The sequence below is a fragment of the Pseudomonas sp. GW823-FHT02C02 genome (genome assembly GCF_058797635.1).
Genome location: NZ_JBXAJV010000020.1, coordinates 16,683 through 30,286, shown reverse-complemented (window position 1 = coordinate 30,286; position 13,604 = coordinate 16,683). Strand labels below are relative to the sequence as shown.

The window sequence follows — 13,604 nt, the reverse complement described above, 5'->3', positions numbered from 1 at the left end:
TTATATCGACAAACTCCCGGCGGGTAAAAAAGATTTTTTCAATCGATGGATCAATAAAACTAATACTGCCTCAATCGTCCGAGGTCTTTTGCTTGTATTCGCACAGGTCTTCGATCCGGCAGCTCCCGCAACGAGGCTTGCGGGCCAGGCAAACGTAGCGTCCATGAAGGATCAGCCAGTGGTGTGAATCGAGCAGGTATTGCTTGGGGACAAACTTCATCAGCTTCATCTCCACCTCGACCACGTTTTTGCCCGGTGCAATGCCCGTGCGGTTGCTGACTCGGAAAATGTGGGTATCCACGGCCATAGTCAGTTGCCGGAAAGCGGTATTGAGCACCACGTTGGCGGTCTTGCGGCCGACGCCGGGCAGCGCCTCCAGTTCCTCTCGGGTTTGCGGAACCTCGCCACCATGGCGCTGAACCAGCAAACGACAGGTTTCGATCACGTTTTTCGCTTTGCTGTTGAACAGGCCGATGGTCTTGATGTATTCCGACAGCCCTTCGACGCCCAAGGCATAGATCGCCGCCGGCGTGTTGGCCACCGGATAGAGTCTGGCGGTGGCTTTGTTCACACCGACATCGGTCGACTGGGCGGACAGAATGACCGCAATCAGCAATTCGAACGGCGAGGAATAGGCCAGTTCGGTCTTCGGTTCCGGGTTGTCTTCGTGAAACCTGCGGAAAATTTCCAGACGTTTTGCGGCATTCATGGACAGTGCGTTTCCTCGAAGTCGGTCAGTGTGAGGGAGTCGGTCGGTGCCAGGCCTGCCAGGCGGCGATCAGCAGTCCCAAGAGAATGAATCCGCCAGGGACCAGCGTGGCCAGGTGCAGACCGCCGTTGCCGATCACCTCGCGCAGCAGGCCTAGCCCCACCAATAGCGCGCCAAACAGGCCACACAAACGCAGGCGATCAAGCCGCGGTTCCTGGAAAAAACCATTGTGCTCCAGCACCACACATTGCAAGGCGATCAATCCTGCATAGATCCCCGCGTGCTGATGCCATTGAAGTGACCCGACCTGCGAGGCCAGTTCCGCGCAACTGGTCAACGTGGCGGCCAACAGGATGCTGGCAAGCAAGCGGGTGGACGGGATCAGCCGTGCTCGCAAGATGGCCATGCTGAGGTCATATGCATTGATCACTACGAAGAACATCAGCCACAGGCCGAGAGCGGTCGGCCAGGCCTGCGTAGCGCCGATCAGAGGCGCAAGCATCAGAGAGTTGCGCAGTGTCGATGTCTTATTCATGCGCACTGCTCCCGATTAGCTGTTGCGGGTGTTCGTCGAAGAAACGCAACGCGTCATGAACGGCGCTGATTACCGCCCGTGAAGTAATGGTCGCGCCCGCTATCTGATCGAATTGACCCTGGTCTTTTTTCAAGGCCCAGCCGGTGTCGCCGGGGTCGTTTCGCGACTTGCCAGTAAACACCTGAAGCCAGGTATTGGGCCAGTCGGCGATCTTGCCGCCCAGGGCTGGGGTTTCCGATTGCTTGAGGGTCTTGACCCCCAGCAACTTGCCGTTGGCGCCGATGGCGATCAGCAGCTCGATGGAGCCCTCGTAGCCCAAGGTCTGGCTGCGCAGCAACACCGCGCTCGGTTGGCTGGCCTTGGTCGCCAAATAGCCGCCCAGCAGCGTGCTGTTGGGCAGCCGGATGTTTTCGAGGGCGAGTGGCTGGTCCAACGGCTGATTGTCGTAGCTGTCTGGCGGTAGCAGGTCCAGCAGGTTGCGGCTGTCGATCAAGCGCTGTTGCGCACTGATGCGCGGTTCGCTGGCGTGCTGCACGACGTACGTCACGCCAATTCCCAACCCGGCCAGCAACACCAGCATCACAACGCTCGTCGCTCGGTTCATGGGGCCATCTGCTCCTGCCTGGACGCGACTAACCGCTCCAGCGCCGGGACGCCAAGGTTCATCAGCAACACGGCAAACGCTATACCGTCGGGGTATCCGCCCCAAGTACGAATCAGGTAGGTGAGTAATCCCACGCCGGCACCGAACAACAGTCGGGCACCGGGGCTTTTCGCGCCGGACACCGGCTCGGTGGCAATAAAAAACGCGCCCAGCATGGTCGCGCCGGTGAGCAGGTGAAACAGCGGCGAGCCATGGGAGTCGGAGCCCGAACCGTTCCAGCACAGCAGGCTGATGATGAACAGACTGGCAAGCATGCCGACCGGTGCGTGCCAGGTGAACACCCGCCGTTGCAGAAGAAACGCGCCGCCAGCGAGAAAGGCCAGGTTGACCCATTCCACACCGCGTCCGCCGAAATGGCCGAACGCCGGATTGCTCGCGAAGAGTTCATCCATGGTCAGGCTTTTGTTGATTCGCAGGCTGTCCAGCGCCGTGGCCTGGGCCCAGGCATCTGGCGCCTGACCGAAGCCGAAGACCTGTTGCAAGCCACCGAGCAGACTCATGCCGTGGGCCGACGGCCAGAGGGTCATCTGTTGGGGAAACGTAACCAGCACCAGGGCAAAACCAAGCATCGCCGGGTTGAACGGATTTTTGCCAACCCCGCCATAAAGTTGTTTACCGAGCAGGGCGAATGCCGCCGCACTGACCGTCAGCCACCACGGGCAATAAGGCGGCAAGGCCAAGGCCAGCAACGTCGCGCTGACGAGCGCGCTGCCGTCGCTCAACGTTGGCTTGATCGATTGCTTGCGCAGGTGCAGCACCGCAGCTTCAACCGCCAATGCGGTAACAGCCGTCAAAATCAGGTTGATCAACACGCCCCAGCCATACAACCAGAACAACGCCAGCATGCCCGGCACCGTGGCCAGCAACACCAGCTTCATGGCCTGCTGAAGGCGTTCGTCCACCGATTCAAGGGGCGACATAGGCATCCACCTGACGCTCGGCGTCCATCACAGCGCGTTCCAGCGCTGCAATCTGTTCAGCTGCGGCTTCGCCGGTTCGCGCCTTGTTGAGTTCGGCGCGGCGCATGGCCAGCTGGATCTTCGCCCGTTTCAGCTCGGCATCCTTCGCTGGCGCGGCGGGTGCCGGTGCGGGGATGGGCGGCGCGCTGCTTTCCAGCTTGGCCAAGGCTTGCTCTGCCATCTCGAATTGCTGTTGCAGCACGATCAATTGCGACTGCTGCTCGAAGGTCGGCGGATGCCCGAACGCCTTGAGCGACTTGTTCAGTTGCGCACGACTCATCGCCAGGTCGATCTTGGCTTTTTTCAACGCCGCATCGGCGTTTGCCGCTTTCTGCGCACGCACCCGCTCAAGCGCAGCCTGAACCGGGTCGAGCGTGGGCACTTCGTTTTGCGGCGTGGCGCGTTGAGCGCGGGCCTGACGTTCGGCGAGTTTCTGCTCTTCCTCGCGGCGCAAACGGGCGTTGCGCTGTTCGAAGCGACGCCGCGCATGATTGCGTTTGGCGGTGCGCGCCCGTTGTTCCTCAAGGCTGAACGCCAGGCCACCAACAATCGGCAGCACCGTGGCCAAAGGCAGTGGCCGCATTTCGATGCAATCCACCGGGCACGGCGCGACACACAGGTCGCAACCGGTGCATTCGTCGATGATCACCGTGTGCATCAATTTGGCGGCACCGACGATGGCATCCACCGGACACGCCTGGATACATTTGGTGCAACCGATGCATTCGGCTTCGCGGATGTAAGCGATCTGCGCCGGTGCCGAGCCGCGGCTGACGTCCAGTTCCAGCACCGGCACTTGCAGCAACTCGGCCAGCGCCGAGATGGTTTCGCTGCCCCCTGGCGGGCACTTGTTGATCGGCTCGCCGCTGGCGATGCCTTCGGCGTAAGGCTTGCATCCGGGGTGGCCGCACTTGCCGCATTGGGTTTGCGGCAAGAGGGCGTCGATGCGTTGAATCAGACTCATGTTTTGATCAGCCCGCTGAATCCGAGAAAAGCCACTGCGATCAGTCCGGCGCCGATCAGTTCGATCGGCAGGCCGCGAAAGGGCAGGGGAATATCATTTTCGATTGTGCGCTGGCGCAAATCGCTGAACAGGCTGAGCACCAGCCAGAACCCCAGTCCTGCACCGAGGCACAGGGCGGTGGCGTGGAAGAATCCTTTGTCGTCCTGAGCGTTGAGCAATGCCAGCCCCAGCACACCCGCGTTGCCCAGCAGCAACGGCCAGAGGCCATCAAACGCAAGCTTTGGAAGTAACCGGGAAAGCGCTTTCAGCAGCGGGCCGATCAGCAATACGCTCAAGGGCAGGAACACGAAAAGACGCAGCGAAGTCAGTTCCAGCGGCACCAGCAGCCAGTGATAAGCCGGGTAGCCCAGTATGCCGACCATCAGCATCAGACACGTCGTCGCAATACCCAATTTATGAACCTGATCGCGCTCGCTGCCCAGCAGCGGATCGACGCCCAGCGGCCAGTGCAACACGAGGTTGTTGATCAGGGCGGCGCTGATAAGCGTAAGCAGCATCTCGGTCATGATTGTGCCGGTAGAAAGAGGGCTTTTTAACAGAGCGTTCTAAAAAGCTTAGGCATTATCCGGGAAGGACGGAGGGTGGGGCCTGATATGAAAATCCCACAGTCGCGCCAGGCACGACTGTGGGATCGATTTAGCGCAGAAACTTACTTGATGCGCTGACCCGGCTTGGCGCCGCTGTCGGGGCTGAGCAGGTAGATTTCTTCTCCACCAGGGCCGGCTGCCATCACCATGCCTTCGGAGACGCCGAACTTCATTTTCCGTGGCTTGAGGTTGGCGATCATCATGGTCAGACGGCCATTGAGCTTGGACGGATCCGGGTAAGCGCTCTTGATCCCGGAGAACACGTTGCGTTGCTCGTCACCGATGTCGAGGGTCAGGCGCAGCAGCTTGTCGGCACCTTCCACGTGTTCGGCCTTGACGATCAAGGCAACGCGCAGGTCGATCGCGGCGAAGGCGTCGAAATCGATTTCGGGCGACAGCGGATCCTTGGCCAGTTCGCCATTGCCGGCAGGCGCGGCATTGCCGGTGTCGGTTGCGCTGGCGGTCAGGTCTTCTTTCGAGGCGTCGCTCATGGCTTGGACTTTTACCGGGTCGATACGGGTCATCAACGGCTTGAACTCGTTCAGTTGATGGTTGCTGAGCAAGGTCGCGTGGTCATTCCAGGTCAGCGGCGCGACGTTGAGGAACGCCTCGGCGTCGGCGGCCAGCAGCGGCAGCACCGGTTTGAGGAAGATCACCAGTTGGCGGAACAGGTTCACGCCCAGGGCGCAGATGGCCTGGACTTCGTCCTGCTTGCCTTCCTGTTTGTTCAGCGACCACGGTGCCTTGTCGGCGATCCAGGCGTTGGCACGGTCGGCCAGGCCCATGATCTCGCGCATGGCACGGGCGAAGTCGCGCGCCTCGTAGGCCTCGGCAATGCTTGGCGCTGCGGCCAGGAACGCTTCGGTCAATTCCGGTGCGGCGTTGCCGGCCACCAGCACACCGCCGTTACCCTTGTGGATAAACCCGGCGCAACGGCTGGCGATGTTGACGACTTTGCCGACCAGATCGGAGTTGACCTTCTGCACGAAGTCTTCGAGGTTCAGGTCCAGGTCATCGACGCCACGGCTCAGCTTGGCCGCGTAGTAGTAACGCAGGTATTCCGGCGACAGGTGGTCCAGGTAAGTCCGGGCTTTGATAAAAGTGCCGCGGGACTTGGACATTTTCTGACCGTTGACGGTCAGGTAGCCGTGCACGTTGATGCCTGTCGGCTTGCGGAAACCGGCGCCTTCGAGCATCGCTGGCCAGAACAGGGCGTGGAAGTTGACGATGTCCTTGCCGATGAAGTGGTACAGCTCGGCGGTGGAGTCCTTACCCCAGAACGCGTCGAAATCCAGTTCCGGACGGCGGGCGCACAGGTTCTTGAAGCTGGCCATGTAGCCGATCGGCGCGTCCAGCCAGACGTAGAAGTATTTGCCTGGCTCGTCGGGGATCTCGAAGCCGAAGTACGGCGCATCGCGGGAGATGTCCCACTGTTGCAGGCCGGCATCCAGCCATTCGGCGATCTTGTTCGCCACGGCTTCTTGCAGGGTGCCGCTGCGGGTCCAGGCTTGCAGCATTTCCTGGAAATCCGGCAGCTTGAAGAAGAAGTGCTGGGAATCCTTGAGCACCGGAGTGGCACCAGAGATCGCCGACTTCGGATCCTTCAGGTCGGTGGGTGCGTAGGTTGCACCGCATTTTTCGCAGTTGTCGCCGTACTGGTCTTCAGTGCCGCATTTCGGGCAGGTGCCCTTGATGAAGCGGTCGGCCAGGAACATTTTCTTTTCCGGGTCGAAGTACTGAGTGATCGAGCGCTGGGCGATGTGCCCGGCGTCGCGCAGCTTCAGGTAGATCTGGCTCGACAGCTCACGGTTTTCTTCGGCGTGAGTGGAGTGGAAGTTGTCGAAGTCCACCAGGAACTCGGCAAAGTCGGCGCTGTGTTCAGCCTGGACGTTGGCGATCAGTTGTTCCGGGGTGATGCCTTCCTTTTCCGCGCGCAGCATGATGGCCGAACCATGGGCGTCGTCGGCGCAGACATAAATGCATTGGTTGCCGCGGTGCTTCTGGAAGCGCACCCACATATCGGTCTGGATGTATTCCAGCATGTGGCCAAGATGGATCGAACCATTGGCATAGGGCAGGGCGCTGGTGACGAGGATCTTGCGTGGCTCGGACATGGGGCTCGGCTACTTGATGAAACGGAGGCCGGCCACTATAAAGCGCTGGCGCATATTTTTCACCCCGTCAGCCTGTTTCCGGTTGCATCGAATGCCCAAACCTGTGCACCGGCAGTATGAGCGTGAAAATGCTTCTGTGGCGAGGGAGCTTGCTCCCGCTGGGTGGCGAAGCCGCCCCAAACCCTCCAACCCGTTTTTCGGCGCAAGGAGTGCATCTGCCTGATTGCGACTGCTTCGCAGCCGAGCGGGAGCAAGCTCCCTCGCCACAAATGTATGTCCGGCGTAGGATACCCCCCTGATTTTCCAGTCTTGCTATCGGAGTTGCCCATGAGCGCCGTCAATCGCGCAGCGGTGGAAGCCGTCCTTCGCCAATACACCGACCCTTATCTGAACCAGGACCCGGTCAGCGCCGGGTGTGTGCGCAGCATCGACATCCAGGGCGATCGCGTCAGCGTGCAACTGGAACTGGGCTACGCCGCCGGTCTGTTCAAGAGTGGCTGGTCGCAAATGTTGCAAATGGCGATCGAAGGCCTCGACGGCGTGACGAGCGCGCGCGTTGACATCACCAGCGTGATCGCCGCGCACAAGGCCCAGGCGCAAATCCCGGGCCTGGCCAACGTCAAGAACGTGGTCGCCGTGGCGTCCGGCAAGGGCGGCGTGGGCAAGTCCACCACCGCCGCCAACCTCGCGCTGGCCCTGGCCCGTGAAGGCGCCAAGGTCGGGATTCTCGACGCGGACATCTACGGTCCGAGCCAGGGCATCATGTTCGGCATCCCCGAAGGCACCCGACCGAAGGTCAAGGATCAGAAATGGTTCGTGCCGATTGAATCCCATGGCGTTGAAGTGATGTCGATGGCGTTCCTGACCGACGACAACACGCCGATGGTCTGGCGTGGGCCGATGGTTTCCGGCGCATTGTTGCAACTGGTCACGCAAACCGCCTGGGGCGATCTGGATTACCTGGTCATCGACATGCCACCAGGCACCGGTGATATCCAGCTGACTCTGGCGCAGAAAGTCCCGGTGGCTGGCGCGGTGATCGTTACCACGCCGCAAGATCTGGCATTGCTGGACGCACGCAAGGGCGTGGAGATGTTCCGCAAGGTCAACATCCCGGTGCTCGGTGTGGTGGAAAACATGGCCGTGCACATCTGCTCCAACTGCGGGCATGCCGAGCATCTGTTTGGTGAGGGCGGAGGGGTGAAGCTGGCCAACCAGTATGGCGTCGAACTGCTGGCGTCGTTGCCGCTGGCAATGGCTATCCGTGAACAGGCCGATGGCGGCAAGCCAACGGTGATCGCCGAACCTGACAGCCCGATTGCCCTGGTGTACCAGGAACTCGCCCGCCACGTCGGCGCGCGGATTGTGTTGCAGGAAGCGGTGTCGCCGGCGATGCCGAACATCACCATCAGCGACGATTGATGGCCTGAAACACAACTAACTGTGGGAGCTAGCCTGCTAGCGATAGCGGATTCACATTCAACAAATAAGTTGACTGAACCCGCTCAATCGCTAGCAGGCTAGCGCCCACATTGATCTATGAGGCCTTAGATCCGCAGCCCGCCATCCATTTCCAGAATCCGGCCGGTGTAGTAGTCGTTCTCGAAAATGTACGCCGCCGAATGGGCGATCTCTTCCGGTTTGCCCATGCGCTTGAGCGGGATCCCGGCCGTCATCTTGTCCAGCGCTTCAGGCTTCATGCCCAACGTCATCTCGGTTTCGATAAAGCCCGGTGCAATGCCAGCCACGCGAATGCCATAACGCGCCAGTTCCTTGGCCCAGGTCACGGTTGCCGCGGCCACGCCAGCCTTGGCGGCGGAGTAGTTGGTCTGGCCGACGTTGCCGGCGCGGGAGATCGAGGAGATATTGATGATCGCGCCGCTGTTGTTCAGCTCGACCATTTTTGCCGCGACTTCACGGGTGCACAGGAACACGCCGGTCAGGTTGACGTCGATGACCGCCTGCCATTGGGCCAGGCTCATCTTGGTCATTTCGCCATCCTTGACCTTCAGCAGCAGGCCGTCGCGCAGGATGCCGGCGTTGTTGATCAATCCATGAATCGCGCCGAAATCTTCGGCCACCTGGGCGACCATATGCGTCACTTGCTCTTCGTTGGCAACGTTGCACAGGTAAGCCCGAGCTTCTGCGCCCTTGGCTTTGCACGCCGCGACGGTGTCGTCGAGCTTTTCCTGGTTCAGGTCCACCAGCGCCAGCTTCGCGCCTTTACCCGCGAAATACTCGGCCATGGAACGGCCTAAACCCTGGCAACCGCCAGTGATAATGATTACTTTGTCAGTGAGTTGCATTCGCATGCCCCAATAGCAGGTTCAGAGTGGTTTCCTTCCTAGAGGGCCTCTCGATCTGCACCTGATGTGGCCTGGTTGCACATGAGAACTGCCCCGATGGCGTACTGGAACTTATCCCCAGGCGCCTGTCCGTTTTTTCGACGGATTCTATATAAGGAGTCATAAATTGAGCGTTGAAGCGGCCAAGAATGCCCGAGAATTGCTTCTCAAGGAATACCGCGGGGTGCTGTCGACGCACTCCAAGTCGATGCCCGGTTTCCCGTTTGGCTCCGTGGTTCCGTATTGCCTGGACGAGCAGGGCCGGCCGCTGATCCTTATCAGCCGCATCGCCCAGCACACCCATAACCTGCAGAAAGATCCGAAATGCTCGCTTTTTGTGGGCGAACGTGAGGCCGACGATGTGCAAGCCGTTGGTCGCCTGACTTATCTCGCCGAAGCAGAAAAGCTCGAAGACGAGGCCGCGATCGAAGCGGCCGCCGAGCGTTACTACCGCTATTTCCCGGAGTCGCAGAGCTACCACAAGGCCCACGATTTCGATTTCTGGGTGCTCAAGCCTGTGCGTCACCGTTACATCGGCGGTTTCGGTGCAATTCACTGGGTCGACCAACTGACCCTGGCCAATCCGTTCGCCGGCAAAGCCGAACTGAGCATGGTCGAGCACATGAACGCCGATCACGCCAAAGCCATCGCCCACTACGTCGATTTGGCGGGGCTGCCGAAAAACGAGCCGGCGCAACTGGCGGGTATCGACAGCGAAGGCATGCACCTACGCATTGGCCAGGCCCTGTACTGGCTACCGTTCCAGGCAACTTGTAATACGCCGACACAAGTGCGCGAAGCCTTGGTTTTCCTGGCTCACGCCGAGCATTGGCCGAAAAATGAAGTGGCTGACGCTTGAATTCACGAAACGGCGACGTCATCTAGGGAAGACTGGCAAGGCATTCTTGCGTTGAGGAACCATTTGATGCGCCCTTTTTTATTGCTCTTTGTACTGTTTCCGGTGTTGGAGCTGTTCGTATTCGTCAAGGTCAGCGGGGCCATCGGGTTTTTCCCGGCCCTGCTGCTGATCATTCTCGGCTCGATGCTCGGCGTGTTCGTGCTGCGCATCGCCGGTCTGGCCACTGCGTTGCGTGCGCGTGAAAGCCTGAACCGCGGCGAGTTGCCGGCCCAGACCATGCTTGAAGGCTTGATGCTGGCCCTGGCGGGCGGTCTGTTGATTCTGCCGGGCTTCGTCACGGACGTGCTGGGTCTGATCATGCTGCTGCCGATCTCCCGTCGACTGCTGGCCAATAAAATGCGCCAGCGCGCTGAAGAGGCAGCGATCCGCCAGCGGGCGTTTGCCGATGATCTTCAACCACGTGGCGGTCCTGCTCCGCAGCAGCCGCTGGGCCGCGAGCCGAACGTAATCGAAGGCGAGTTCGAACACCGCGATTCCAAGTAAAGCGTTTCAGCTGCACGGCACCTTCGGGTGCCGTGTTCGTTTTCGGGGCATTGATGCAAAAAAATTTCGATCCCCGCCCTTGTAATAAGCTTATGCGCCCTTATGTAACGGTCACCGCAAGGTTTCTGGCGATCACGCCAGACAGACTTCCGCGGTTCGCTTGACGAACCGCACCCGGCACCGCCGGATTTGTTAAACCCGCCGGGAATACACCGGCCGATGAAAACCACAATTAGGAGAGATCGACAATGAAGCTTCGTCCTCTGCATGACCGCGTCGTCGTCCGTCGCAGCGAAGAAGAAAAGAAAACCGCTGGCGGTATCGTCCTGCCAGGTTCGGCTGCTGAAAAGCCAAACCAGGGCGAAGTCCTCGCTGTAGGCCCGGGCAAAGTCCTGGACAACGGTGAAGTGCGTGCGCTGTCCGTGAAAGTGGGTGACAAGGTTGTGTTCGGCCCTTACTCCGGCAGCAACACTGTGAAAGTTGACGGCGAAGACCTGCTGGTCATCGGCGAGAGCGAAATCCTCGCTGTTGTCGAAGGCTGATTCCCCGCTCATTTTCCCGTTACTACAAAGTATTTAAGGAATATCGATCATGGCTGCTAAAGAAGTTAAATTCGGCGATTCCGCCCGCAAGAAAATGCTCGCCGGTGTCAACGTCCTGGCTGACGCAGTAAAAGCGACCCTGGGCCCTAAAGGCCGTAACGTGATCATCGAGAAGAGCTTCGGCGCTCCGACCATCACCAAGGACGGCGTGTCCGTTGCCAAAGAAATCGAGCTGAAAGATCGCTTCGAAAACATGGGCGCGCAGCTGGTCAAAGACGTTGCCTCCCGTGCCAACGATGACGCAGGCGACGGCACCACCACCGCTACCGTTCTGGCTCAGTCGATCGTCAACGAAGGCCTGAAAGCCGTCGCTGCCGGCATGAACCCGATGGACCTGAAGCGCGGCATCGACAAAGCGACCATCGCTATCGTCAAAGAGCTGAAAGCCCTGTCCAAGCCTTGCGCTGACACCAAGGCCATCGCTCAGGTCGGCACCATCTCGGCCAACTCCGACAGCTCCATCGGCGACATCATTGCCGAAGCCATGGAAAAAGTCGGTAAAGAAGGCGTGATCACCGTTGAAGAAGGCTCGGGCCTGGAAAACGAACTGTCGGTTGTTGAAGGCATGCAGTTCGACCGTGGCTACCTGTCCCCGTACTTCGTCAACAAGCCAGAGACCATGACTGCCGAGCTGGACGGTCCGCTGATCCTGCTGGTCGACAAAAAGATCTCGAACATCCGCGAAATGCTGCCAGTCCTGGAAGCCGTTGCCAAAGCCGGCCGTCCACTGCTGATCGTGGCCGAAGACGTTGAAGGCGAAGCCCTGGCGACTCTGGTTGTGAACAACATGCGTGGCATCGTCAAAGTCGCAGCCGTCAAGGCTCCAGGCTTCGGCGACCGTCGCAAGGCCATGCTGCAGGACATCGCTGTTCTGACTGGCGGTACCGTCATCTCCGAAGAGATCGGCCTGAGCCTGGAAAGCACTACCCTGGAACACCTGGGTAATGCCAAGCGCGTGATCCTGTCCAAAGAAAACACCACCGTGATCGACGGCGCCGGCGTTGAAGCTGACATCCAGGCTCGCGTTCTGCAGATCCGTCAGCAAGTGGCTGACACTTCGTCCGACTACGACCGTGAAAAACTGCAAGAGCGTCTGGCCAAGCTGTCCGGCGGCGTTGCAGTGATCAAGGTTGGCGCCGGTTCCGAAGTTGAAATGAAAGAGAAGAAAGCCCGCGTTGAAGACGCCCTGCACGCTACCCGTGCAGCCGTTGAAGAAGGCGTGGTACCTGGCGGCGGCGTGGCACTGGTTCGCGCTCTGCAGGCAATCTCCGAGCTCAAAGGCGACAACGATGACCAGAACGTTGGCATCCAGTTGCTGCGTCGCGCTGTAGAAGCGCCACTGCGCCAGATCGTTGCCAACTCCGGCGACGAGCCAAGCGTTGTGGTCGACAAGGTCAAGCAAGGTTCGGGTAACTACGGTTACAACGCTGCGACCGGCGAATACGGCGACATGATCGAAATGGGTATCCTGGACCCGGCTAAAGTGACTCGTTCTGCTCTGCAAGCGGCTTCGTCGATTGCCAGCCTGATGATCACTACCGAAGCCATGATCGCTGAGATCAAGGAAGACGGCCCAGCGGGTGGCGGCATGCCAGACATGGGCGGTATGGGCGGCATGGGCGGCATGATGTAAGCCAGCCTTACCCCGTACATGAAAACCCCGCCGGTGATGAACCGGCGGGGTTTTTTATTGCCCGGCATAAAGTTGTGTGGTTTTTAAGGGCCTCTTCGCGGGCAAGCCTCGCTCCTACAGGTCCAGCGAAATCCCTGTAGGAGCGAGGCTTGCCCGCGAAGGCGTCAGTTCATACGCTAACCGGTTGTGCTTCGGACGCTTTCTCAGCCTTGGACGCCGGTCGATACAGGATGTAGTAGTAAGACCCCAGACAGATCAGCCAGCAGAAAATCGCCGTCCACACGTTATGCGAAAAGAAGTGCGCCCCCTGCATCATCCGGCTCACGGAAAACACCGTCCCCAGTGCAAATGCAAACACAAACGCCTGGCGCGCGAGTCGCGGACGACGGTCTCGCAGTACAAAGAACAGCGCAAACAGCGTAAACCCGGTGGCGGCATGACCCCCAGGCCAGCAACGCCCAGGCTTGTCGGTTTGCGGACGCGGGCTGAGCAGTTCGCTGTAGGTTTCGTGGCCGCCGAATTGCTCGAGGCTCCACGGGCATTGCACGGCCGTCACCGCTTTCACTGGGGTCACGAACGAGGTCGCCAGCGCCAGCGACATCACCAGGCAACCCAGTTCGCGTTTGAACGGCTTGAGCCTGGCGATGAAAAACGAGCCGATAAAGCCGATGATCGCAAACACCGAAAAGGCGATGACCAATTGCTTGGCTCGGTCATGCAGGATGTCTTCAAGGAAGTAACTGTGGCGTCCGATGAATTCCCCGGCGACCGGGTCGTAGAACAGTTTGGCCAGGTTCATGTCCAGAGACGTCAGCTCAAGCAGCACCAAACTGATCGCTGTGATAGCGGGCACACCCAGACACACCCAAAAGTTGAGCGGTCTGGAGGCGGGGCGGGCAGCGGTCGAAGCCATGGCAGTTCCTTGGTCGGTGAAGGGGTATGAAGTGCGCATCCGCGCGGAGTCTGAGCCCGGCGCTGTCATTGGCGTGTGAATCGATAGTGAAAAACTTGTTAAGCCTTCATCGGTTTT

Annotated in this window: 14 protein-coding genes; 5 read left to right on the top strand and 9 right to left on the bottom strand. The window is 59.7% G+C overall.

Annotated features, from left to right (window positions below):
• Positions 1 to 70 precede the first annotated feature (70 nt).
• The 7 genes from nth to metG form a co-directional block, all read right to left on the bottom strand.
• A complete protein-coding gene (nth, locus tag AC1ROI_RS28085) occupies positions 71 to 709 on the bottom strand; it encodes an endonuclease III (protein ID WP_102594578.1) in 639 nt (212 codons plus the stop codon).
• Positions 710 to 734: 25 nt separating this feature from the next.
• A complete protein-coding gene (locus AC1ROI_RS28080) occupies positions 735 to 1,244 on the bottom strand; it encodes an Rnf-Nqr domain containing protein (protein ID WP_102594579.1) in 510 nt (169 codons plus the stop codon).
• The gene (locus AC1ROI_RS28075) at positions 1,237 to 1,848 is read right to left on the bottom strand and encodes an RnfABCDGE type electron transport complex subunit G (protein ID WP_102594580.1); all 612 of its coding nucleotides are present in this window, start codon (positions 1,846 to 1,848) and stop codon (positions 1,237 to 1,239) included. Before AC1ROI_RS28075 ends, AC1ROI_RS28080 begins: the two co-directional genes overlap by 8 nt.
• Entirely contained in the window at positions 1,845 to 2,828 is a 984-nt protein-coding gene (locus AC1ROI_RS28070) for an RnfABCDGE type electron transport complex subunit D (RefSeq protein ID WP_102594581.1), read from the bottom strand. Before AC1ROI_RS28070 ends, AC1ROI_RS28075 begins: the two co-directional genes overlap by 4 nt.
• The gene (rsxB, locus tag AC1ROI_RS28065) at positions 2,815 to 3,831 is read right to left on the bottom strand and encodes an electron transport complex subunit RsxB (protein WP_083375854.1); all 1,017 of its coding nucleotides are present in this window, start codon (positions 3,829 to 3,831) and stop codon (positions 2,815 to 2,817) included. Before rsxB ends, AC1ROI_RS28070 begins: the two co-directional genes overlap by 14 nt.
• On the bottom strand, positions 3,828 to 4,397 hold the full coding sequence (locus AC1ROI_RS28060; protein WP_102594582.1) for an electron transport complex protein RnfA: 570 nt from the start codon (positions 4,395 to 4,397) through the stop codon (positions 3,828 to 3,830). The genes rsxB and AC1ROI_RS28060 overlap by 4 nt, the downstream gene beginning before the upstream one ends.
• Positions 4,398 to 4,540: 143 nt before the next feature.
• Positions 4,541 to 6,592: a methionine--tRNA ligase gene (gene metG, locus AC1ROI_RS28055; RefSeq protein ID WP_102594583.1), complete on the bottom strand. Its 2,052-nt coding sequence runs from the start codon at positions 6,590 to 6,592 to the stop codon at positions 4,541 to 4,543.
• Positions 6,593 to 6,919: 327 nt separating this feature from the next.
• On the opposite strand from metG, the gene apbC reads away from it, so the two are divergent.
• On the top strand, positions 6,920 to 8,014 hold the full coding sequence (gene apbC / locus AC1ROI_RS28050; protein WP_010457651.1) for an iron-sulfur cluster carrier protein ApbC: 1,095 nt from the start codon (positions 6,920 to 6,922) through the stop codon (positions 8,012 to 8,014).
• A gap of 125 nt (positions 8,015 to 8,139) precedes the next feature.
• Here the strand turns inward: apbC and AC1ROI_RS28045 are convergent, their stop codons facing one another.
• Positions 8,140 to 8,898, bottom strand: a complete 759-nt coding sequence (locus AC1ROI_RS28045) for an SDR family oxidoreductase (RefSeq protein WP_102594585.1) — start codon at positions 8,896 to 8,898, stop codon at positions 8,140 to 8,142.
• 166 nt (positions 8,899 to 9,064) lie between these two features.
• Between AC1ROI_RS28045 and AC1ROI_RS28040 the strand changes: the two genes are divergently transcribed.
• From AC1ROI_RS28040 to groL, 4 genes are all read left to right on the top strand, one after another.
• Positions 9,065 to 9,796 carry a HugZ family pyridoxamine 5'-phosphate oxidase gene (locus AC1ROI_RS28040; protein ID WP_102594586.1) on the top strand — a complete coding sequence of 244 codons (732 nt, stop codon included), beginning with the start codon at positions 9,065 to 9,067 and terminating at the stop codon, positions 9,794 to 9,796.
• Between the two features lie 66 nt (positions 9,797 to 9,862).
• Positions 9,863 to 10,339, top strand: a complete 477-nt coding sequence (locus AC1ROI_RS28035) for an FxsA family protein (protein WP_010457646.1) — start codon at positions 9,863 to 9,865, stop codon at positions 10,337 to 10,339.
• A 248-nt stretch (positions 10,340 to 10,587) separates the two neighbouring features.
• Positions 10,588 to 10,881: a co-chaperone GroES gene (locus AC1ROI_RS28030; protein ID WP_007948593.1), complete on the top strand. Its 294-nt coding sequence runs from the start codon at positions 10,588 to 10,590 to the stop codon at positions 10,879 to 10,881.
• 49 nt (positions 10,882 to 10,930) lie between these two features.
• A complete protein-coding gene (gene groL / locus AC1ROI_RS28025; RefSeq protein WP_008155543.1) occupies positions 10,931 to 12,574 on the top strand; it encodes a chaperonin GroEL in 1,644 nt (547 codons plus the stop codon).
• A 169-nt stretch (positions 12,575 to 12,743) separates the two neighbouring features.
• On the opposite strand, the gene AC1ROI_RS28020 is transcribed toward groL, so the two are convergent.
• Positions 12,744 to 13,487 carry a phosphatase PAP2 family protein gene (locus AC1ROI_RS28020; RefSeq protein ID WP_083375857.1) on the bottom strand — a complete coding sequence of 248 codons (744 nt, stop codon included), beginning with the start codon at positions 13,485 to 13,487 and terminating at the stop codon, positions 12,744 to 12,746.
• Between the last annotated feature and the right edge of the window lie 117 nt (positions 13,488 to 13,604).

What these genes read in the sequence shown, in the direction of transcription:
- AC1ROI_RS28035 (WP_010457646.1), top strand. Translation starts at nt 9,863, where the DNA reads ATGCGCCCTTTTTTATTGCTCTTTGTACTGTTTCCGGTGTTGGAGCTG.
- AC1ROI_RS28045 (WP_102594585.1), bottom strand. Translation starts at nt 8,898, where the DNA reads ATGCAACTCACTGACAAAGTAATCATTATCACTGGCGGTTGCCAGGGT.
- AC1ROI_RS28030 (WP_007948593.1), top strand. Translation starts at nt 10,588, where the DNA reads ATGAAGCTTCGTCCTCTGCATGACCGCGTCGTCGTCCGTCGCAGCGAA.
- rsxB (WP_083375854.1), bottom strand. Translation starts at nt 3,831, where the DNA reads ATGAGTCTGATTCAACGCATCGACGCCCTCTTGCCGCAAACCCAATGC.
- groL (WP_008155543.1), top strand. Translation starts at nt 10,931, where the DNA reads ATGGCTGCTAAAGAAGTTAAATTCGGCGATTCCGCCCGCAAGAAAATG.
- nth (WP_102594578.1), bottom strand. Translation starts at nt 709, where the DNA reads ATGAATGCCGCAAAACGTCTGGAAATTTTCCGCAGGTTTCACGAAGAC.
- AC1ROI_RS28075 (WP_102594580.1), bottom strand. Translation starts at nt 1,848, where the DNA reads ATGAACCGAGCGACGAGCGTTGTGATGCTGGTGTTGCTGGCCGGGTTG.
- AC1ROI_RS28070 (WP_102594581.1), bottom strand. Translation starts at nt 2,828, where the DNA reads ATGTCGCCCCTTGAATCGGTGGACGAACGCCTTCAGCAGGCCATGAAG.
- AC1ROI_RS28080 (WP_102594579.1), bottom strand. Translation starts at nt 1,244, where the DNA reads ATGAATAAGACATCGACACTGCGCAACTCTCTGATGCTTGCGCCTCTG.
- apbC (WP_010457651.1), top strand. Translation starts at nt 6,920, where the DNA reads ATGAGCGCCGTCAATCGCGCAGCGGTGGAAGCCGTCCTTCGCCAATAC.
- AC1ROI_RS28060 (WP_102594582.1), bottom strand. Translation starts at nt 4,397, where the DNA reads ATGACCGAGATGCTGCTTACGCTTATCAGCGCCGCCCTGATCAACAAC.
- metG (WP_102594583.1), bottom strand. Translation starts at nt 6,592, where the DNA reads ATGTCCGAGCCACGCAAGATCCTCGTCACCAGCGCCCTGCCCTATGCC.
- AC1ROI_RS28020 (WP_083375857.1), bottom strand. Translation starts at nt 13,487, where the DNA reads ATGGCTTCGACCGCTGCCCGCCCCGCCTCCAGACCGCTCAACTTTTGG.